At 70.8% G+C, this 21,082-nt stretch carries 18 protein-coding genes; 6 read left to right on the plus strand and 12 right to left on the minus strand.

The genetic code is table 11. The annotated features are described in order from the left end of the window. The 5 genes from A6Q81_RS10955 to A6Q81_RS10975 all read right to left on the minus strand — a co-directional run. Nucleotides 1-1,080 (minus strand): ABC transporter ATP-binding protein (locus tag A6Q81_RS10955; RefSeq protein ID WP_286690457.1); only part of this gene is annotated, 1,080 nt, incomplete at its 3' end. Between the two features lie 3 nt (nt 1,081-1,083). Beyond that, a complete protein-coding gene (locus A6Q81_RS10960; protein WP_067858990.1) occupies nt 1,084-1,926 on the minus strand; it encodes a carbohydrate ABC transporter permease in 843 nt (280 codons plus the stop codon). A gap of 1 nt (nt 1,927) precedes the next feature. Further along, the gene (locus A6Q81_RS10965; protein ID WP_083516424.1) at nt 1,928-2,839 is read right to left on the minus strand and encodes a carbohydrate ABC transporter permease; all 912 of its coding nucleotides are present in this window, start codon (nt 2,837-2,839) and stop codon (nt 1,928-1,930) included. After that, a complete protein-coding gene (locus A6Q81_RS10970) occupies nt 2,836-4,149 on the minus strand; it encodes an extracellular solute-binding protein (RefSeq protein WP_144433765.1) in 1,314 nt (437 codons plus the stop codon). The genes A6Q81_RS10965 and A6Q81_RS10970 overlap by 4 nt, the downstream gene beginning before the upstream one ends. Nucleotides 4,150-4,252: 103 nt before the next feature. Then, complete coding sequence (locus A6Q81_RS10975; protein ID WP_286690458.1) at nt 4,253-5,938, minus strand: glycoside hydrolase family 13 protein; 1,686 nt, start codon at nt 5,936-5,938, stop codon at nt 4,253-4,255. 159 nt (nt 5,939-6,097) lie between these two features. Here A6Q81_RS10975 and ndk point away from each other — a divergent pair, with 159 nt between their 5' ends. Next, nucleotides 6,098-6,508 (plus strand): nucleoside-diphosphate kinase, encoded by a 411-nt coding sequence (gene ndk, locus A6Q81_RS10980; protein WP_067858982.1) that lies wholly within the window; start codon nt 6,098-6,100, stop codon nt 6,506-6,508. A gap of 96 nt (nt 6,509-6,604) precedes the next feature. Here ndk and A6Q81_RS10985 read toward each other — a convergent pair whose 3' ends face one another. The 3 genes from A6Q81_RS10985 to A6Q81_RS10995 all read right to left on the minus strand — a co-directional run bounded on the left by A6Q81_RS10985 (nt 6,605) and on the right by A6Q81_RS10995 (nt 9,033). Continuing rightward, a complete protein-coding gene (locus A6Q81_RS10985; RefSeq protein WP_286690459.1) occupies nt 6,605-7,534 on the minus strand; it encodes a hypothetical protein in 930 nt (309 codons plus the stop codon). Between the two features lie 229 nt (nt 7,535-7,763). After that, nucleotides 7,764-8,423: a hypothetical protein gene (locus A6Q81_RS10990; protein WP_286690460.1), complete on the minus strand. Its 660-nt coding sequence runs from the start codon at nt 8,421-8,423 to the stop codon at nt 7,764-7,766. A 25-nt stretch (nt 8,424-8,448) separates the two neighbouring features. Continuing rightward, the gene (locus A6Q81_RS10995) at nt 8,449-9,033 is read right to left on the minus strand and encodes an aggregation-promoting factor C-terminal-like domain-containing protein (RefSeq protein ID WP_286690461.1); all 585 of its coding nucleotides are present in this window, start codon (nt 9,031-9,033) and stop codon (nt 8,449-8,451) included. A gap of 160 nt (nt 9,034-9,193) precedes the next feature. Here A6Q81_RS10995 and A6Q81_RS11000 point away from each other — a divergent pair, with 160 nt between their 5' ends. After that, a complete protein-coding gene (locus tag A6Q81_RS11000) occupies nt 9,194-11,122 on the plus strand; it encodes a TIGR03960 family B12-binding radical SAM protein (protein WP_286690462.1) in 1,929 nt (642 codons plus the stop codon). A 538-nt stretch (nt 11,123-11,660) separates the two neighbouring features. Here the strand turns inward: A6Q81_RS11000 and A6Q81_RS11005 are convergent. Next, nucleotides 11,661-12,920 carry an MFS transporter gene (locus A6Q81_RS11005; protein WP_083516422.1) on the minus strand — a complete coding sequence of 420 codons (1,260 nt, stop codon included), beginning with the start codon at nt 12,918-12,920 and terminating at the stop codon, nt 11,661-11,663. Between the two features lie 86 nt (nt 12,921-13,006). Between A6Q81_RS11005 and A6Q81_RS11010 the strand changes: the two genes are divergently transcribed. Then, complete coding sequence (locus tag A6Q81_RS11010; protein WP_067858965.1) at nt 13,007-13,789, plus strand: TIGR03936 family radical SAM-associated protein; 783 nt, start codon at nt 13,007-13,009, stop codon at nt 13,787-13,789. Between the two features lie 180 nt (nt 13,790-13,969). After that, nucleotides 13,970-17,233, plus strand: a complete 3,264-nt coding sequence (locus A6Q81_RS11015; RefSeq protein WP_286690463.1) for an Rne/Rng family ribonuclease — start codon at nt 13,970-13,972, stop codon at nt 17,231-17,233. Between the two features lie 31 nt (nt 17,234-17,264). Here the strand turns inward: A6Q81_RS11015 and A6Q81_RS11020 are convergent, their stop codons facing one another. The 3 genes from A6Q81_RS11020 to rimP are packed head-to-tail and all read right to left on the minus strand — an operon-like array spanning nt 17,265 to nt 19,877. Beyond that, nucleotides 17,265-17,717, minus strand: a complete 453-nt coding sequence (locus A6Q81_RS11020) for a YlxR family protein (RefSeq protein WP_286690464.1) — start codon at nt 17,715-17,717, stop codon at nt 17,265-17,267. Beyond that, on the minus strand, nt 17,698-19,332 hold the full coding sequence (gene nusA / locus A6Q81_RS11025) for a transcription termination factor NusA (protein ID WP_003042722.1): 1,635 nt from the start codon (nt 19,330-19,332) through the stop codon (nt 17,698-17,700). The genes A6Q81_RS11020 and nusA overlap by 20 nt, the downstream gene beginning before the upstream one ends. Beyond that, nucleotides 19,332-19,877 carry a ribosome maturation protein RimP gene (rimP, locus tag A6Q81_RS11030; RefSeq protein ID WP_286690465.1) on the minus strand — a complete coding sequence of 182 codons (546 nt, stop codon included), beginning with the start codon at nt 19,875-19,877 and terminating at the stop codon, nt 19,332-19,334. The genes nusA and rimP overlap by 1 nt, the downstream gene beginning before the upstream one ends. A gap of 281 nt (nt 19,878-20,158) precedes the next feature. Between rimP and A6Q81_RS11035 the strand changes: the two genes are divergently transcribed. Both A6Q81_RS11035 and A6Q81_RS11040 read left to right on the plus strand, forming a co-directional pair. After that, complete coding sequence (locus A6Q81_RS11035; protein WP_286690466.1) at nt 20,159-20,527, plus strand: hypothetical protein; 369 nt, start codon at nt 20,159-20,161, stop codon at nt 20,525-20,527. A gap of 105 nt (nt 20,528-20,632) precedes the next feature. Continuing rightward, the coding region (locus A6Q81_RS11040) for an ATP-binding cassette domain-containing protein (protein ID WP_286690467.1) at nt 20,633-21,082 on the plus strand (450 nt) is incomplete at its 3' end.

Consider the following 21,082-nt stretch of genomic DNA (forward strand, 5'->3'; position numbering starts at 1 on the left):
GTCGCCCTGCGCGCCGCTCGCCGCGTCGAGCGAGACGACGAGCTGGGTGCGCAGCGACTCGCTGTCGGCCTCGCGGGCGAGGTCGCGCAGCTGGTCCTGGACCTGCGCCTCGGCGTCGTAGGGCACGTAGGCGTACTGCTGGTCGCCGAGCCACTCGCGCACGTCCACGTGGGCCTGGAACGTGCGCGTGCCGTCGACCGCGTCGTCGGCCATCACGGACACGTCCTCGAAGTGCTCGGGCCGGATGCCCGCGAGCAGCAGCCCCTTGCCCTCGGTGCGCTCGGCCTTGTCGGCGGGCAGCGGGAACGTGCCGAACGGCAGCGTGACCTGGCCGTCCTCGACGGTCGCGGGCAGGAAGTTCATCGGCGGGGAGCCGATGAAGCCGGCCACGAACAGGTTGACGGGCTGCTCGTACAGCTCGCGGGGCGAGGCGAGCTGCTGCAGGACGCCGCGCTTCATGACGGCCACCCGGTCGCCGAGCGTCATGGCCTCGGTCTGGTCGTGCGTGACGTAGACGGTGGTGATGCCGAGCTGCTTCTGCAGCCGGGCGATCTCGGTGCGCATCTGGCCGCGCAGCTTCGCGTCGAGGTTCGACAACGGCTCGTCGAACAGGAACGCCTTCGCGTCGCGGACGATCGCGCGACCCATCGCCACGCGCTGGCGCTGACCGCCGGACAGGTTGCCGGGCTTGCGCTCGAGGTGCTCGTCGAGGTCGAGCGTCCTGCTCGCCTGACGGACCTTCTCGTCGATCTCCTTCTCGGGGCGCTTCTTCAGCCGCAGCGGGAAGGCGATGTTCTCGTACACCGTGAGGTGCGGGTAGAGCGCGTAGTTCTGGAAGACCATCGCCAGGTTGCGGTCGCGCGGCGCGAGGTCGTTCACGCGCTCGCCGCCGATGACCATGTCGCCGGAGGTGATGTCCTCCAGGCCGACGATCATCCGCAGCAGCGTCGACTTCCCGCAGCCCGAGGGGCCGACGAGGATCAGGAACTCGCCGTCGGCGACGTCGATGCTGACGTCGTTGACCGCGGGGAAGCCGTCACCGTACTTCTTGACGATGTTCTTCATCTCGATGGTGGCCATGGATCAACCCTTCACTGCGCCGGCGGTGAGGCCCGCGACGATCTTTCGCTGGAAGAACAGGACGAGGAGGATGACCGGCACCGTGGCGACGACGGCGGCGGCCGCCAGCAGCGAGGCCGGCCGGTTGAACGGGTCGGCGCCGACGAAGAACGACAGCGCCGCGGGGATGGGTCGGGCACGCTCGGTCGACGTGAGCGAGATGCCGAAGACGAAGTCGTTCCACGCGAAGAAGAACGTCAGGATCGCGGCGGTGAACACGCCGGGCGCCGCCAGCGGGACGATCACCTTGCGGAACGCCTGCCACGACGTCGCGCCGTCGACCTGCGCGGCCTGCTCCATCTCCCACGGGATCTCGCGGAAGAAGGCCGAGAGCGTCCAGATCGCGAGGGGCAGCGTGAAGGAGATGTAGGGGATCATCAGGCCCCACCACGTGTCGTACAGCCCGAACGTGCGCCACATGTCGAACAGCGGCCCGACCAGCGAGACCACGGGGAACATGGCGATCACGAGCGCGGTGGTGAGGACGAACCGCTTCCCCTTGAACTCCAGTCGCGCGACCGCGTACGCGGTGAGCGTGGCCAGGGCGACGGAGATCAGCGTGGCGCTCAGCGACACGACGATCGAGTTGCGGATGGCGAGCAGGAAGTTGTCGTCCTGCAGCACCTGTCGGTAGTTGTCGAGGCCCGTCCAGGCGTCGCCGGGGAGGAACCCGGGGCTGCCGTTGGTGACCGCCTCCTGGCTCTTGAACGACAACGAGATGATCCAGGCCACCGGCAGGAGGCACCACAGCAGGATCAGGACGAAGCCGACGAGCGTGCCGACGCGGGTGAGGGGGTTCTTGGTCATCTCACGCCTCCTGCCGCGCGTCCGCGAGGTTGACGCGGAAGATCTTGACGATGAGGAAGGCGACCACCAGCACCGAGAGGAACAGCAGCACCGAGAGGGCCGAGCCGATGCCCAGCTGGAACTGCTCGATCACCTGCCGGTAGGTCAGGAAGGAGATCGACTCGGTGCCGTTGGCGCCGGCGGTCATGACGAAGATGTTGTCGAAGATGCGGTAGGCGTCGAGCGCGCGGAACAGCACCGCCACCATGATGGCGGCGCGCATGTTCGGCAGGATCACCTTCCACAGCCGCTGCCACCACGTGGCGCCGTCGACCTTGGCCGCCTCGAGCATGTCCTCGGGCACCTGGGCCAGACCGGCGAGCAGGAGCAGCGCCATGAACGGCGTGGTCTTCCAGATCTCCGACACCATGATCGCGACCATCGAGCTCTCGTAGCTCGCGAACCAGTTGAAGTCGTCGGCGACGAACGGCAGCCACTGGTTCACGAAGCCGTTGGTGTTGGAGAACGCGAACTGCCAGGCGAAGCCGGAGACGACGGTGATGATGCCGTAGGGGATGAGGATCGAGGTCCGCACGAGCCCGCGGGCGAAGATCAGCCGGTGCATCACCATCGCGAAGGCGAAGCCGATGACCAGCTCGACGGCGACGGTCACGACCATGATGAAGACGGTGTTCGCGGTGTCGCGCCAGAAGAGGCTGTCGGTCAGGGCCGTCACGTAGTTGTCGAGGCCGACGAACTCGCGCTCGTCGGGAGCCGTCAGCGAGTAGCTGAAGAGCGACAGGTAGAGCGCACGCAGCATCGGGAACGCGGTGACGAGCAGCATCAGCGCGACGGCCGGCGCCACCAGCCTCAGGGCGAGCCGGTTCTCGCCGCGGCTGCGGTCGGAGGCGCGGGTGGCGGTGGAGGTGCTCACAGCAGGGCCTCCCCTCGGAGGACGGCGCCCAGGAAGTCGGCCGACTTCTTCGGCGTGGTGTCGGGGTCGACCTGGCGCGGGGAGTGCCAGACGGACTGGATCGCGCTCGAGATCTGGCTGTAGAACGCGCTCTTCGGGCGCGGGCCGCCGGTGTCGATGCTCTCGGCCCACAGGGCGAGCAGGTCGGCCGGGTAGGCGTCCTTGAGCGCTGCGGAGTCGTAGACCGACTGGCGCGCCGGCATGAGGCCCTCGTTGACGGCGAGGTCGCGCTGCGCCTCGGCGTTCGTGACGCACACGGCGGCCTCCTGGGCGAAGTCGGGGTGCTTCGAGAAGGCGCCGACGCCGATGTCGATGCCGCCGATCGGGGGCCGCGACTCCTCGCCCTCCACGGTCTGTGGGTAGCGGGCCCAGCCGAGGTCCTTCAGCTCGTCCTCGTCCTTCGGTCCGCCCGCCTTGCCGACGAGTCCCTCGTAGTTCTTGTAGACGAAGGTCCAGTTGGTCATGAACTCACCGGGCCCCTCGGCCGGGAACATCTGGCCGAGGCTGGTGCCCTCGTTCGACGTCGTGAAGTCGGGCTGCGCGGCCTTGGACCTCGCCAGCTTCCGGATGACGGCGGCGGCCTCCTTGCCAGCCTCGCTGTCGATGGTGACCTTGGCGTCGCGACCGTCCTCGACGGTCGACGGGTCGAGGATGTTGCCGCCCGCGCCCTGGATGAGGCTGTTGATCCACACGACGTAGGCCTCGTACTTGTTGGCCTGGACGCCGACGGTGCCGCCCTCCTGCGAGGCGGCGTCGATCACCTGGTCCCACGTGACGGGCCGGCTCATGTCGAGACCGGCCGCCTGCGCGAGGGACTTGCGGTACCAGACCACCTGGGTGTTGGCCCACTGCGGCGCGGCGACCACCTCGTCGTTCCACGTGACCGTCTCGGCAGCGCCCTTGAGGACGTCGTCGTCGAGCACCGCGTCGGCCTGCTCGCCCTCGAACGGCTTGAGCCACTTCGCGTTCGCGAACTCCGGCACGAACACCGGATCGAGGCTCATCAGGTCGGTCGAGCTGTCGCCGGCCGCGAGCCGCCGCGCGAGCTGCGTGCGCTGGTCGGTGGCGCTGGCGGGCAGCAGCCGGATGTCGATGTCGTAGTCGTCGGTGCTGCACCTGTCGGCCAGCGCGTTCAGCGTGTCCTGGCCGTCGGGGTTGATGTACCAGGTCAGCGTCGGCTTCCCGCTCGACCCGCCGCACGCGGCGAGCAGCGAGGAGCCGAGCGCGACGCTCGCGACCACCGCTGCGGTCCGTCGTCGTCTGCCCGTCATGAGCTGCCTCCCGTTCGCTCGTCCCGTGGTGATCGGCGCCACACGGGACTCCTCAACGTAGGGGCGCGCCGACGACGACGCAACCCAGGACCGGGACGATCGGTCAGGACCCGGTGAGGCGTGTCCACACGGTCGTGTCCGACGGGAGCCGGCCGTCGTCGAGGTCGCCGCTGGCCACGAGGACCTCGCCGGCGGGGAGCGTGACGGGGGCGTCGGAGAGGTTCGTGCGCACCTCCGCGACGCGCGTGCCGTCGGCGTCGAGGAGCCGCAGGGCGAGCACGTCGGGCGGGGCGTCGGGCAGCCACGTGAGGGTGGCCGTGCCGAGCCCGAGCTCGCGACGGACGCGCAGGAGCCGGCGGTAGAGCTCGAGCGTCGAGCCCTCGACGCCACGCTGACGACCGGGCGCCAGGTCGGCGTACCCGGGAGGCTGCGGCAGCCACGGCTCGCCGGGCCCGAAGCCCAGCGACGGGCCGTCGGACGCCCACGGCACGGGCACGCGGCACCCGTCGCGTCCGTGGCGGGTGCCGCCCGAGCGCGCGAACGTCGGGTCCTGCAGCACCTCGTCGGGCAGCCGCGTGTGGTCGGGCAGGCCCAGCTCCTCGCCCTGGTAGAGGTAGGCCGATCCGGGGAGCGCGAGCATGAGCGCGGTGGCCGCGCGAGCACGGCGCAGACCGAGCACGGGGTCGGGCTGCTCGTCGCGCGGTCCGATCCCCTCGACCTCGGCCACCTGGGTCGCGTCGGACCGGCCGAGACGCGTCGCGTGACGCACGACGTCGTGGTTGGAGAGCACCCACGTCTGCGGCGCACCGACGGCGCCGGCGCTGGCCAGGGCGTCGTCGACCGACGCGCGCAGGGCGTCGGCCCGCCACGGCGTCATGAGGAAGGAGAAGTTGAAGGTCTGGTGCAGCTCGTCGGGCCGCACGTACGCGGCGAGCGCCTCGGCGGGCTGCACCCAGGCCTCGCCGCACAGCATCCGGTCGTCGTCCTCGCCCCACAGCGCGGTCTGCGTGCCGCGGTACTCCTCGACGAGCGCGCGCCACCGGCGGTACACGTCGTGCACGCCGGGCTGGTCCCACATGGGCAGGAGGCTGCTGCGGTCGCGGGTCTCGTCGAGGCTGAGGTCGGCGTCGGGCAGCCCGTCGGCCTTCACCAGGCCGTGCGCGACGTCGATGCGGAACCCGTCGACGCCGCGGTCGAGCCAGAAGCGCAGCACCGACTCCAGCTCGGCGTGCACCTCGGGGTTCGTCCAGTCGAGGTCGGGCTGCGAGCCGTCGAAGAGGTGCAGGTACCACTCGCCGGGGGAGCCGTCGGGGTCGGTCGTGCGGGTCCAGGCCGGGCCGTCGAACTTGGACTGCCAGTTGTTCGGGGGCTCGGAGCCGTCGTCGCCGCGGCCCGGGCGGAACACGTAGCGGGCGCGTTCGGGGCTGCCGGGACCGGCGGCGAGCGCGGCGCGGAACCAGGGGTGCTCGCTCGACGTGTGGTTCGGCACGACGTCGACGACCACCCGCAGGCGGAGGTCGTGGGCGCGCGCGACGAGGGCGTCGAGGTCGGCGAGCGTGCCGAACAGCGGGTCGACGTCGCGGAAGTCGGCCACGTCGTAGCCGCCGTCGTTCTGCGGGGAGACGTAGAAGGGCGAGAGCCACAGCGCGTCGACGCCGAGGTCGGCGAGGTGCTCCAGGCGCGACGTGATGCCGGGCAGGTCGCCGACGCCGTCGCCGTCCGCGTCGGCCCACGAGCGCGGGTAGACCTGGTAGATGACGGCGTGGCGCCACCACGGCTGGTTGCTCACGGTTCCTCCGGGGCTCGCGGGTCGACGGTCGAGGACGCGTCGTGCCGCCGCCAGGTGGTGGGTGAGGGCCCGCGCCCCCGCCGCCGGAGGTCGTGTCCCACGCTACCGACGCAGCCACCACGGTCGGGCGGGGAGCCCCGCCCCCGCTAGGTTGAGGGCATGTCCCAGCGCACGCTCGTCCTGCTCAAGCCCGACACCGTCCGCCGCGGCCTCGTCGGCGAGGTCCTCCGCCGCTACGAGGCCAAGGGCCTCACGATCGTGGCGATGGAGCACCGCGCCATCGACGCCGAGCAGGCCGACGCCCACTACGCGGAGCACGTCGAGCAGCCCTGGTACCCGCCGCTGCGCGCGTTCGCGACCTCGGGCCCGCTCGTCTCCCTCGTGCTGGAGGGCGACGAGGCCATCGCCGTCGTCCGTGCGCTCAACGGCGCCACCGACGGCCGCGCCGCCGCCCCCGGCACCATCCGCGGCGACCTCTCGCTGTCGAACCGCGAGAACCTCGTCCACGCGTCGGACTCCGAGGAGTCCGCCGCCCGCGAGATCGCCCTCTGGTTCCCGTCCCTCGCCTGACCCCACCTCGGCGCAAGATTCTGCGTTCGTGTGCGGCCGGCCGAACGATGCTGCGTCGGTGACGGGATCCCGACACGAACGCAGCGTCGTGGACCGTCACGCACGGGAACGTCGCATCGTGCGCCGGTTCGGGGAGCGCGGCAGGAGCTCGGGTGCCGGGGCGCCCTCCCAGCCGTGCGCCCGAGCGATGCGGTCGAGCTGGTCCAGGACGCTCCCTGGGTGGTTCCGCACCGCGTAGGAGGAGAAGGTCAGGCCGTGCCGACCGGTGATCACCACCTCGTTGGCGCGCACCAGGTCGTCGTCCCACTGCTCAACCGCGAGGTGCGGGATCCCGTGGACCTCCACACCGAACCCGAGCTGCTCGCACCAGACGTCGAGGTAGAAGCGCCCGCTCGGTCCGCGGACTGCCTCCTGCCTGCTGGCTCGGGGCAGCCCGCTCGCGCGCCAGATCGCGGCGAAGTCGCGCTCGGGCACCGACTGGATGCCTCCCGACGCGTCGAGGATCGAGGAGACGATGACGCTGCGGTGGCGGCACCGACCGCGTCGGGTCAGGGCCTCGCGCAGGTGCCGGGGCGTGACGAGCCCGCACTGCAGCGCGCTGATGACGATCCAGCGGGCGTACCGCTCGCTGCCGTGCCACGAGGCGGCGTCGAGCACCGACCGAGCGGGCCGTGTGCGGCGTGGACGACGCTCGGGATGCACGTCGTCGTCATCGAGCGCGCCGGACCAGTGCGGGGTCGCACCCGGCCACGACGGTGCGCGTGCCCCCGACGGGAGCACGACGAGGTGGCGCGGGTCGCGGGCGTCGAACCCGTCGTGGCGCAGCGCCGCGGCCCCGCCGAGGGCCGAGCGCGGGGGTGACGACGCGAGCGCCAGAAGGTCGCGCTCGTGCTGGCTCAGTGGTCCATTGTGGGTGACGACGACACCGCGGCAAGGGCGGGTCCAGAGGCCGTCACGGATGCGCCGCCGGACGGGCCACGCGCCGAAGAGGTCCTGCGCCTCGCGGATGCTCAACACCGTGTCCATGCGTCCACGCTGCCTGGCTCCGCGCTGTGACGGGGACGGGTGTCGCGAGCTGTGGACGACCGTGTCGTCGGCGTAGGCCCGTCCACAACCGCGCGCACGATGCTGCCTTCGCGTGCCGAGCTCGAGCGCTTATGCGGTCGCGACGGGATCCGGACGTGAACGCAGCATTCTTTGGCCCGGTGCGCAGGATCGCTCAGGAACGCAGAATCGTGCGTCCCCACCAGCCAGGTCAGGCGGGGTCGAGCGGGGGAGGGTCGGCGGGGCCGGCCCAGGGGACGACGACGTGGGCGAGGACGCCGTGGAAGCGTCCGCGGACCTCCTCGGGCAGCCAGACGACCTCGTGCGACTGCGAGGCGATGTCGACGGTGCCCTGGAGGGTCACGGCGTCGACCGCCTGGCGCGGCGCGTCCCCGACCCGGTCCTCGTACTCGACGAGCGTGACGCCGACGCTGATCGGCACCTCGTTGCGGTTCACGAGGCCGACGCCCCAGAACTCGGCAGGCTCGAGGGTCGCGCGCTCCTCGAGGTCGACCATGACGGCCTCGACGGGGGCGACGACACCGTGGAGGTCGACCTGCTCCATGGCCTCGACGTGCACCTCGACGCCGCGCACGTTGCGGGCCCCCTGCCCGTGGAAGTGCAGCACGTCGACGGCGCTCGCGCCGGGCGGCGCGACGACCTCGCCGCGGTCGATGCCCAGCACGGTGCCCACCTCGACGTTCGGCAGCTCACGGCCGTACACGTCGCGCGGGACGAAGCGCAGGATCGGACGCAGGCCGACTTCGGAGCCGTTGCGCAGCGTGACCGTCTGGTCGGGTGCGTCGGGATCGGTCGACTTCGGGACGTAGGAGAGCGTGATCGGCGGCTTGCGCCGGTTGAACAGACCCATGGCAGGAGAGCCTACGGACGTCGGCTCAGTACCAGCCGGCACCCTGCTTGAACGACCACGCCTCGCAGGGGGATCCGTAGCGGTCCTGGATGTACCCCAGACCCCACCGGATCTGCGTGGCGGGGTTCGTCTGCCAGTCGGAGCCGGCCGACGCCATCTTCGAGCCGGGCAGCGACTGCGGGATGCCGTAGGCGCCGGAGCCGGGGTTCTCGGCGTCGACCTGCCAGCCGCTCTCCTGCGTCCAGATGTTGTCGAGGCACTGGAACTGGCTGGCGTCCCAGCCGAAGTCGGCGAGCATGGCCTGCGCGACGGCGCGGGGGTCGGCATCCTCGAGCGCCTTCTGGCGAGCGGCTTCCGCCTTGGCCTCGGCGGCGGCCTTGCGACGCGCCTCCGCGCGGGCTGCGGCCTCGCGGGCCTCGTCGGCGGCGCGCTCGCTGGCGGCACGCTGACCCTCGGCCTTCGCCTTCAGCTCGTCGACCTTCGAGTCGGCCTCCTGCTGCACGAGCACGGCGTCGGACACGCGCTGCGCGGCGGCGAGCGGCGTCGCGATCGCGGCGACGGGACGCAGCCCGGCCTCCTCGGTGGCCGCGGCGGCGGGGCTGGAGCCCACGGCCTCCTGCAGGCTCGGGGACGGGGCGGGGAAGGGCCCGGGACGAAGCCTCCACTGTAGACGTCGAGACTGAGAGCCGCGGCAGGTTCTCTCAGGTCGGACGCAGGGACCGAGCCCGCGGGGTCTCGACCACGCCCGTTCGCCCCGTACCCTGGAGGGCATGTCCGTCGAGTCCGTCTTCCCTCGTCTCGAGCCCCTCCTGCCCACCGTCGGCAAGCCGATCCAGTACGTCGGCGGCGAGCTCAACGCGACGGTGAAGGAGTGGGACGACGTCAGCGTCCGCTGGGCGCTGATGTACCCCGACGCCTACGAGGTGGGTCTGCCCAACCAGGGCGTCCAGATCCTCTACGAGGTGCTCAACGAGCGCGACTGGCTGCTCGCCGAGCGCACCTACGCCGTGCAGGCCGACATGGAGGCGGTGATGCGCGAGCACGCGATCCCGCAGTTCACGGTCGACGCGCACCGCCCCGTCCGGGCGTTCGACGTGCTCGGCATCTCCTTCGCCACCGAGCTCGGCTACACGAACATGCTCACCGCTCTCGACCTCGCCGGCATCCCGCTGCACGCCGCCGACCGCACCGACGACGACCCGATCGTCCTCGCCGGCGGGCACAGCGCCTTCAACCCCGAGCCGGTGGCCGACTTCCTCGACGCCGCCGTGCTCGGCGACGGCGAGGAGATCGCCCTGGCGATCAGCGAGGTCGTGCGCGAGTGGAAGGACGAGGGACGTCCGGGCGGACGCGACGAGCTGCTGCTGCGCCTCGCGGCCTCCGGCGGCGTCTACGTCCCGCGCTTCTACGACGTCGACTACCACGACGACGGCCGCATCGCGTCGGTCCGGCCGAACCGCGACGGCGTGCCCTGGCGCGTGCGCAAGCACACCGTCATGGACCTCGACCAGTGGCCCTACCCGCGCAACCCGCTCGTGCCGCTCGCCGAGACCGTCCACGAGCGCTACTCCGTCGAGATCTTCCGCGGGTGCACGCGCGGCTGCCGGTTCTGCCAGGCCGGCATGATCACGCGCCCGGTGCGCGAGCGGTCGCTGCAGACCATCGGCGAGATGATCGACACCGGGCTGCAGCGGTCGGGCTACCAGGAGGTCGGCCTGCTCAGCCTGTCGAGCGCCGACCACACCGAGATCGGCGACCTCGCCAAGCAGCTGGGCGACCGGTACGAGGGCACGAACACGTCACTGTCGCTGCCGTCGACGCGGGTCGACGCCTTCAACATCACGCTCGCCAACGAGTTCAGCCGCAACGGCCGACGCTCCGGCCTGACGTTCGCGCCGGAGGGCGGCAGCGAGCGGCTGCGCAAGGTGATCAACAAGGCCGTCACCGAGGACGACCTCATCCGCACCGTCACCGCCGCCTACTCGCACGGCTGGCGGCAGGTGAAGCTCTACTTCATGTGCGGCCTGCCGACGGAGACCGACGAGGACGTGCTCCAGATCGGGGTGCTCGCCAAGAAGGTCATCGAGGCCGGACGTGAGGCGTCGGGGCGGCGCGACATCCGCTGCACCGTGAGCATCGGTGGCTTCGTGCCGAAGCCGCAGACCCCGTTCCAGTGGGCCGCGCAGCTCGACCACGAGACCACCGACGAGCGGCTGCGCAAGCTGCGCGAGTCGGTGCAGTCGGACAAGCGCTTCGGTCGCGCCATCGGCTTCCGCTACCACGACGGACGCCCCGGCATCGTCGAGGGACTGCTCTCGCGCGGTGACCGTCGCGTGGGCCGCGTCATCGAGGAGGTGTGGCGCGACGGGGGCCGCTTCGACGGCTGGAGCGAGCACTTCTCCTTCGAGCGCTGGGAGTCGAAGGCGGCCGACGTCTTCGCCGACCAGCCCGTCGACCTCGACTGGTACACCACCCGCGAGCGCGGTCACGACGAGGTCCTCCCGTGGGACCACCTCGACGCCGGCCTCGACAAGGAGTGGCTGTGGGAGGACTGGGAGGACGCTCTCGACCCCGAGGCCCTCGAGATCGAGGACTGCCGCTGGACGCCCTGCTACGACTGCGGCGTCTGCCCCCAGATGGGCACCGACATCCAGATCGGCCCGACCGGGCAGAAGCTGCTGCCGCTCACCGTGGTGTGAGGCCCGTGCCGTCTGCGTGATCGTGGCGCTGCGGGGTCTCTTCTTGCTGCTGCGCTGCCGTAGGTGGCTTGTGCTTGCTGGTGCGCTGCCTCGGCTCACGCTGGGGTGGCCTCCGAAAGGGCCTCGACCGGCAGCGGTCCTGGCCACGGCTTCGGGTCTCGGGGTCTGGTCTGGGCTCGCGCTTGGACGCAGGATTCTTCGTCTCTGCGGTTCTCGGGCGAAGGTTCGGCGTTGGCGGGCTGTTGGCGCAGACGTCTCTGCGTTCGCGCGCTCAAGTCCGAAGGCTTCTGCGTTCACGACGGGATCCCGTAGCAAACGCAGAACCCTGCGCCCACTCCGTGCCCGAGCCACAGCCCGAGACCCCAGACCAGCGCGGAGGCCAGCCGCCCGGTCGAGGCCCTTTCGGAGACCAGACACAGCGAAGGCCAAGGCAGCGCACCAGCAGGTAGAGACGCCCTGCGGCAGCGCAGCAGCAGGTCGTGGCCCCCTGCGGCAGCGCAGGCAGCGCTCCCAGCGGGAACGGACCCCCGCCCGACCCTCACCCCACCCGCGACGCGGACGCGAGGTCGTCCTCGACGGTGCCGCCACGGTCGACGAGGGTGCCGAGGAAGCCGATGAGGACGGCGGCGGCCATGAGGACGACGACGGGGACGGTCCAGGAGCCGGTGAGGTCGTGGAGGAGGCCGGTGCCGAACGGGCCGAGGCCGGCGAGGAGGTAGCCGACGGACTGGGCGAAGGCGGAGAGGGCGGCGGTGCCCTCGGTGGTGCGGGTGCGACGACCGAACATGATCAGCACCCAGGTGAAGGTGCACCCGCCCAGGCCGAGCAGCACGGCCCACAGCCACGGTGCGGCCGTCGGCGCGGCCAGCACGCCGCCCCAGCCGGCGACGGTGAGCGCCGCGAACGACCACGGCAGCACGCCGGTGCCGCCGAGCCGGGCGACGAGCGGCGGCAGCAGCAGCGTCATCGGGATGCCGACGGCGGCGAGCAGGCCCTGCATCGCTCCGGCCGTGCCGCTCGCGAGGCCCGCGTCGGCGAGGATCGTCGGGAACCAGCCGAACTGTGCGTAGGCCTGCGCGGCCTGCACGGCGAAGCAGAGGGTGCACACCCACGCGAGCCGGCTGCGGGCTACCTGCGACAGCGGGATGCCCGATGGCCGCTCCAGCCCTGCGGTCCGGCTCGACCGCAGCGCCACCGGGAGCCACGGCAGCAGGGCGGCGACGGCGAGCAGCGCCCACACGGCCACACCGGCACGCCAGTCGCCGAGGGCGTCGGACACGGGCACGGTGACCACCGAGCTGGCCGCACCGCCGGCCATGAGCGCCGCCCCGTACAGCGCCCCGACGAGGGCCAGGCGGTCCGGGAAGTGCTCCTTCGCGAGGGCCGGCAGGATCACGTTGCCGACCGCGCAGGCGGCGAGCGTCACCACGGAGAGGACGAGGAACGGGACGGTGGAGCCGACCGTCGCGCGGGACGCCAGGCCGAGCGCCAGCACCACGAGCAGCGTCGCGGCGGTGCGGTCGAGGCCCAGGACGCGGACCACCCGCGACGTCGTCGCCCCGAACACGGCGAAGCACAGCACCGGCAGCGTCGTCAGCACGCCGGCGACGGTCGCGCTCATTCCGAGGTCGTCACGCAAGGGGTCGACCACCACGCCGACGCTGCCGACGGCGACCCGCAGGTTCAGGGCGAGCAGCACGATCGCGGCGCCGACCAACCAGGCCGGACCGCTGCGCGTCGACGAGGTCGTGCCCGAAGAGGTCGTGCCAGGCGAGGTGGGGTCGGCGGGGGAGGTCACCGACCCATCCAACGCCAGGGTCCCGGCCGTCGCGCGGGCGACCCGACCCGACCCGCGGCGCGACGTCGCTCGGTACCCTCGACGACATGTCCGACGGCAGCACGACCCTGCGCGGCACCCCCAACCCCGAGGCGCCCAACCCGCAGCTGCCCATCGTGCAGCGGCTGCGGATCCGTTTCGCCAAGCGTGGTCGGCTGCGGTTCACGAGCCACCGCGACTTCGGCCGCGCGTTCGAGCGCGCCGTGCGCCGCGCGCGGGTGCCGATCGCCTTCTCCTCCGGCTACACGCCGCACCCGAAGATCTCCTTCGCGGGAGCGGCCCCCACGGGTGCCGCCAGCGAGGCGGAGTTCCTCGAGATCGGCCTCACCGAGACGCGCGACCCCGAGGCCGTGCGCGCCGCGCTCGACGACGCGCTCCCACCGGGAATCGACATCCTCGAGGTCGTCGCGGCACGGCAGGGCGCAGGCTCGCTCGCCGACCGCCTGGAGGCCAGCGAGTGGGTCATCGAGCTGCGCGACACGCCGGTCGAGCGGGCCCAGGAGGCGGCCGACGCGTTCCTCGCGGCGGAGCAGGTCGACGTCGAACGGATGACCAAGCGCGGCATGCGCACCTTCGACGCGCGGGCCGCCGTCCAGTCGCTGTCGGTCGGTTCGTCCGACGGTCCGGGTGTGGCGTATGCGATACTGACCGTGGTCGTCCGGCACCAGAACCCGTCGGTACGACCGGACGACGTACTCTCCGGACTCCGCATCCGCGGGGACTTGACGCTCGAGCAGACGCCGCTGGCGACCCGCTCGGCCCAAGGTCCTCTGGACGCAGGGACCGGGACGGTCGGCGATCCGCTCGCCCTCGACCGCGACGCACCCTGATCGGGTGCTGACCGCGGCGGGCCGGGCGAGGAGCCAGTGACAGGCCGCACGTCGACCACCCCGGGACGCGCCAGCGCTCCGGGCCCGACAGAAGACTTTCGGCACCGGCCCCTCGGGGCGGGAGCCGCAGACGCAGAACCCCGTCCGCCCTGCGGCGTACCCGGGGACTGAGGAGAGCACATGCTCGACGACGACACGAACACTCCGACCACCGAGTCCACCCCCGCGGTGCGCACCAGGCGCCGGGCCGCCGGCCGGCCCGCCGGGCCACCTGCCGCGGTGAGCACCGACATCTTCGCGGCGCCCGCCTCGGACGCCCCCGCCGCGCCGACCATCCCGCCGGCCGAGAAGGCACCGACCGCCACGGTCGTCACCAAGACGCCCGCGCGACGCTCCACCCGCAAGGCCGCGCCGCCGGCACCCGTCGCCGATGACGCCGCAGCACAGGCCCCGGCCGACGACGTGGCGACCGCCGGTGACACCACGGCCGACGCCGCTGCGGCCCCGGCTGCCAAGCCGGCTCGCAAGCGTCCGCCGCGCAAGAAGGCCGCCTCGAAGCCCGCGGCCGACCCCGCCGTCGAGGACGCGCCGACGGGCTCCACGGCCGACGAGACCGTCGCCGAGGAGCCGGTGACCGACGAGGCCGGTGCGAGCGAGGAGCAGCCTGCCAAGGCCCCCGCCAAGCGTCCCGCACGCAAGCGCGCCCCCCGCGCCGCTCGCCCGGCCGACGAGGTCTCGCCCGTCGCCGTCGCCTTCCAGGCCCCCGAGCCGGTCGCCGCGCCCGCGGCGCAGGTCGAGGACGACGACGAGGACGACGAGCAGACGTCCACCGACGACGCGACCACGGCCGAGGCGACCACGGCGCCCGAGCAGGACCAGGACGAGTCCGGCGAGGGTGGGGGTGGCGGCTCGAAGCGCCGTCGCCGCAGCCGTGGCGGACGCCGCCGGAACAAGAGCGACGAGCCGCGCGAGAGCCAGGGCCAGGACGGCACCGCCGCCGAGTCCCAGACCGACGACGCCGAAGGCGACCAGGCCGCTGCCGACTCCGACGACCAGGAGGGTGAGGGCCAGGGCGGCACCACGCGCCGTCGTCGCCGCCGTGCACGCGCCGGTGACAAGCCGTCCGCGTCGCCCGACGACCCCGAGAACACCGTCGTGCGGGTCCGTGAGGGCCGCAACCCCGAGGACGAGATCGCCGGTGTGTCCGGCTCGACCCGTCTGGAGGCCAAGAAGCAGCGCCGTCGCGAGGGTCGCGAGGCCGGTCGTCGTCGTGCGCCGATCGTCTCCGAGGCCGAGTTCCTGGCCCGCCGCGAAGCCGTCGACCGCCAGATGGTGGTGCGTCAGCACCGCGCGACCAGCCACGGCTCCACCGACAACTACACCCAGATCGCCGTCCTCGAGGATTCCGTGCTCGTCGAGCACTACGTGGCCCGCGAGAGCCAGACGTCGCTCATCGGCAACGTCTACCTCGGCAAGGTCCAGAACGTGCTGCCGAGCATGGAGGCCGCGTTCGTCGACATCGGCGCCGGTCGCAACGCCGTCATCTACGCCGGCGAGGTCGACTGGAGCGGCGTGCAGAACGGCAAGGCGCGCAAGATCGAGGAGGCGCTGAGCCCCGGCCAGCAGATCCTCGTGCAGGTCACGAAGGACCCCATCGGCCAGAAGGGCGCGCGGCTCACCAGCCAGATCAGCCTGCCCGGTCGCTTCCTCGTCTACGTGCCCGGCGGACAGTCCAACGGCATCTCCCGCAAGCTGCCCGACACCGAGCGCTCGCGGCTCAAGGCCCTCCTCAAGGAGGTGCTGCCCGAGGACGCCGGCGTCATCGTGCGCACGGCCGCCGAGGGGGCCACGGAGGACCAGCTCACCCGCGACGTCACGGCGCTGACCGCCCGCTGGGAGGACATCAAGGTCAAGGCCGGGCTCGACGACGACGCCTCGCCGAAGGCGAAGGCCCCGCAGCTGCTGTACGCCGAGCCCGACCTCGTCATCAAGGTCGTGCGCGACCTGTTCAACGAGGACTTCGCGTCGCTCGTGGTCGAGGGCTCCGACGCCTGGGACAACATCTCCGGCTACATCCGCCACGTCGCGCCCGACCTGGCGGAGCGGCTGCAGGAGTGGTCGCCCGCCGACCACGACGGCCGCGACTCCTTCGACGTGCTGCGCATCGACGAGCAGATCCAGAAGGCGCTGCAGCGCAAGGTCTGGCTACCGTCCGGCGGCTCGCTCGTGATCGACCGCACCGAGGCGATGACCGTCGTCGACGTCAACACCGGCAAGTTCACCGGCTCCGGGGGCAACCTCGAGGAGACGGTGACCAAGAACAACCTTGAGGCCGCCGAGGAGATCGTGCGCCAGCTGCGGCTGCGCGACATCGGCGGCATCATCGTCGTCGACTTCATCGACATGGTGCTCGAGAGCAACCGCGACCTCGTGCTGCGACGCCTCGTGGAGTGCCTCGGTCGCGACCGCACCCGCCACCAGGTGGCCGAGGTGACGTCGCTCGGCCTGGTGCAGATGACCCGCAAGCGGATCGGCACCGGCCTGCTCGAGGCCTTCAGCGAGACCTGCACCCACTGCCAGGGCCGCGGCCTGGTCGTCCACGACCACCCGGTGGAGCCCAAGGGCGGCGGCAACGACGACGACCGCGGTGGCCGAGGACGTCGCTCGCGCGGAGGCAAGGGCAAGGGCGGTGGCGACCAGTCCAACCAGGGCGGCCAGTCCGGCAACCAGGGCGGCAACCAGGCTGGCAACCAGGGTGGGGCTCCCTCGCCCAAGGACGTCGCCGCCATGGCGCGGGCCGACAAGGCGGCCGAGGCTGCGCAGGACGAGGCGTCGGACGCGCCCGCGGAGGAGTCGACGAGCACCCCCGCCGCGCCCGAGAAGGCTGCCGAGAAGGCGCCCGAGAAGCCGCAGGTGCAGCAGCGCCAGCGCAAGCGCAGCTCGCAGCCGAAGGCGCCTGCCGTCGAGACGACCGCGACGACCGAGCCGGCGCAGGAGACCGCGCCCGAGCCGGTGCCCCAGCCGGTGGCCGAGGAGCCCACGCCCACCGCTGAGCAGCCTGCCGAGCAGCCCGTGGAGGAGCCGGCCGGCAAGGAGGCCGGCAAGGAGGCCGACAAGCCCGCCGGCAGCCAGGGGGTCGTGACGCGGACGCGTCGCGCCGCCCGGCGTACGACGCCCCTGACGACGGGGGAGGCCGCGGCCGTGGTCGTGGACCCGACGACGCAGCCCAGCGCACCCGAACCGGCCGCCCCGGCGCCCACGGAGGCGCCGAAGGTCGTCACCCGGACCCGTTCGAGCCGCTCGACGCGCAGTGCCTCGCAGGGCTCGGTGCCGACCATGGAGCAGGCCGACGCCCCCAGCGGCGTCGGTGAGCCCCCGGTCAGCGGCACGGGCGTCGGTCACGCCCAGATGCACCGCATTTTCACGCCCCAATGCCATAGATAGGGTGTATCGGTCCACCGGCAAGACCGTGCCTTCACGGCCCGAGCCTTCGTCGTCCTCGCCGACGCGCCACGCTTGCGCCAGTTTCTTGCGCCCGTCCTCGCCGGCATCGTTCGCATGCAGGAGCAGGCGGACCTGTCCGCGGCGCGCCGCGTCCTCGATCCGTTCGCTGCCGAGGATCAGCATCCCGCCGCTCGGGAATCGTGAACGCGCCTTCGTGCAACGCCCGCGCCAGCCCGCCCTTGAGCTTGCCCTTCGCCTGCGCCGCTTCCAGCGCGTCGCGGTCGACGCCGATCCACGCGCCGCGCCCCGGCGCCTTGCCGAGCACGTCGGGCGCGATCGTGCCGTCGGGCCCGAGCGCGAGGCGCACGAGCCGTCCGGCCGGCGCCACGTCGCCGGTTACCACACAGCGCCGTTCGGGCGCGTGCTGTCCGCGCTGCCCCGCGCGGCTGCTGTCGCCTAGCTGATCATTGCGCGGGGTCCGCATCGGCGGCCTCCCCGGTCTGGGCTTCGGCTTCGGCAGCCGGTTCGTCGTCGAACCAGTGCGCACGCGCCGCCATGATGATCTCGTTGCCCTGTTCTTCCGACAGGCCATATTCGCCGAGCACGCCGCCCTTGTCCTCGGCGCGTTCCGAACGCTCGCGCGCCGGGCCGCGGCGATTCTCGCTGCGCTTCTTCGCGATCAGTTCGTCGGTCGCGAGGTCGGCCAGATCGTCGAGCGTCTTGATCCCGGCCTTGCCGAGCGTGACGAGCATCGCTTCGGTCAGGTGCGGCAGTTCGGCCAGATCATCCTCGACGCCAAGCCCACGGCGTTCCTGGCGCGCGGCTTCTTCGCGGCGTTCGAGCGCTTCGGTCGCACGGCTCTGCAGCTCTTCGGCCAGCTCGTCGTCGAAGCCTTCGATGCTCGCCAGTTCGTCGAGCGGCACATAAGCGACTTCTTCGAGTTCGCCGAAGCCTTCAGCGACGAGCAACTGCGCGAGCGTTTCGTCGACGTCGAGTTCTTCCTGGAACATCGTCGAGCGTTCGACGAATTCGCGCTGGCGCTTTTCGCTCGCGTCGGCCTCGGTCATGATGTCGATCTGCTTGCCGGTCAGCTGGCTGGCGAGACGGACGTTCTGGCCGCGGCGGCCGATGGCAAGGCTGAGCTGATCGTCGGGAACGACGACTTCGATACGGCCGTCATCTTCGTCGATGACGACGCGCTGCACCGTCGCGGGCTGCAGCGCGTTGACGACGAAGGTCGCGGTGTCTTCCGACCAGGGAATGATGTCGATCTTTTCGCCCTGCATTTCCTGGACGACCGCCTGAACGCGGCTGCCCTTCATGCCGACGCAAGCGCCGACGGGGTCGATCGAGCCGTCATAGCTGATGACGCCGATCTTGGCGCGGCTGCCCGGATCGCGCGCCGCGGCCTTGATCTCGATGATGCCGTCGTAGATTTCTGGGACTTCCTGCGCGAACAGCTTCTTCATGAAGTCGGGGTGCGCGCGGCTGAGGAAAATCTGCGGCCCGCGATTTTCGCGGCGCACCGACAGGATCAGCGCGCGGACGCGATCGCCGACGCGCATCAGTTCGCGCGGGATCTGCTGGTCGCGGCGGATCACGCCTTCGGCGCGGCCCAAATTGACGACGATGTGGCCGAATTCGACCGACTTTACGACACCGGTGATGATCTCGCCCGCGCGGTCCTTATATTCCTCGAACTGGCGCTCGCGGTCGGCTTCGCGGACCTTCTGGAAGATCACCTGCTTCGCCGACTGGGCGTCGATGCGACCAAGGTCGACCGCGGGCAGCGGATCGACGATGAAGTCGCCGACCTTCGCATCCTTCTGCAGCTTCTGGCCGGCGGCAAGGTCGACCTGCTTGAAATAATCGTCGACCTGTTCGACCACCTCGACGACGCGCCACAGGCGCAGGTCGCCGGTCTGCGCGTCGAGCTTGGCGCGGATGTCGTTCTCGGCGCCGTAGCGGGCGCGCGCCGCGCGCTGGATCGCTTCCTCGATGGCCTCGATGACGATGCCCTTGTCGATCATCTTCTCGCTGGCGACGCTGTTGGCGATCGCGAGCAGTTCGGCCTTGTTGGCGGAAATGGCAGTGGCCATCAGTCCTGTCCTTCTTCTTCCATGTCGTCGGCACCCTCGATCGAGAGCGGGACGGTTGCGGCAATCAATTTGTCGGTAAGGACGAGCTTGGCCGTGTCGATCGCGTCGAACGGCAGCTTGTGCTCGATCCCTTCCTTGTCGAAAATCGTGACGATGCCGGCGTCGATGCCGGCGAGTTCGCCATTGAAGCGCAGGCGCCCGTCACGCTTTTCCTTCAGCGCGACCTTCGCCTCATGCCCCGCCCAGTCGGCAAAGTCGGCGGGACGCGTCAGCGGGCGGTCGATGCCGGGCGACGACACTTCGAGGCGATAGGCGCCCTCGATCGGATCCTCGCCAGCTTCCTCCAGCGCGTCGAGCCGGTCCGAAATGCGGCGCGACAGATCGGCGCAATCGTCGATCGTCAGCTGGCGCGTATCGGGCCGTTCGGCCATCACCTGCAGCGTCGGGTCTTCCTCGCCGCCGAAAAAGGCGACGCGCACGAGCGCAAGGCCCATCGCCTCGGCTTCGGGTGCGATGATCGCATTGAGGACGTCGAAATCGACCAAGCTTCATTCCCAAATATCGCGACCGGAAAAGCCATGCGCTTACGGCCGCCGCGGCCCGCGGCCCCGACGTCCTATCTGGCTACCCATGTCTAGGAGTGAGCGTGCATATAGGCGCGTTGCGGGGAGTCGGCAAGCGGAGATTGGAGGGGGCGGCTTTCCGGTCGGTGAGGGTCGTCGGGCCGGATCGGCATGGATGGCAGGTAAGGACCGATTGCGGACGTAGGAAATCCTTAGGCCCTAATCGGCATACAGGTAGCCAATTAGCAAGAGGTCTCGATGTGATGGAACTGTTACTCGACTGGATCGAACTGGTCGTAGCATTGGCGCTAGTGCTGGCAGTCGGGGTTGCCTGGCTTGCTAGACCACTATTTGAACATATTTCGGGCCAAAGAATGCAGCAAAGCAACTTCGTCGTGTTTGAGGCATACGAAGTCCATTGGCAGTGCCTGAAAAGCGACATGGAGAGAGCGGGTTGGCGGTCCACCGATATTGAACCTGCGCACGGTGAAGCGAACCTGTATCGCTTTCAGAAATGCACCCCTCTCGCAGAGAAGCTTGGCGATCTCATAAACAAGGGGATGCCGGAAACAGCGAACCGCAAAGAAGGTGCCGACCTGCTAATCAAGGTCGCCAAACACGGAATTGCATGAGATCGAACTGAAAATAACGTTTGTGGGGGCTCCCCGCCCTCAAAGCGGCCTCCCCGCCCACCTTTCCACTTCCCTCGCGCGCGCGGTCATGCTCAACGCGCCGGCATGGTCGACGATTCTCCCCTGCTCGCGCTGTCGAACGTCCGCGTCATGGCGGACGATGCGTGCATTCTCGATCTGCCCGCGCTGACCATCCCGGCGGGCGAGAGCGCCGCGATCCTTGGCGCCAACGGTTCGGGCAAATCGACATTGGTCAAGCTGATCGCGCGCCAGCTTTATCCTGCCTGGGGTGCCGATGTCCGCATCTTCGGGCAGGACAGCTGGAACGTCTTCGACCTGCGCAAGCTGCTCGGCATCGTGTCGTCGACGATGCAGCTCGACTTCGACGCCGAACCGCCGCTGGAGGTACTCGACTGCGTCGTCTCGGGCTTCTTTGCCTCGCGCGGGCTGTGGGCGCATCAAAGCTACACGCAGGATATGGTCGATGTTTCGGTGGCGGCGCTCGGCGATGTCGGCGCGCAACATCTGATCGGGCGCAGCATGGCGAGCCTGTCA

The sequence above is a fragment of the Aeromicrobium sp. REDSEA-S38_B2 genome (genome assembly GCF_001628525.1).
GTDB classification, from domain to species: domain Bacteria; phylum Actinomycetota; class Actinomycetes; order Propionibacteriales; family Nocardioidaceae; genus Aeromicrobium; species Aeromicrobium erythreum.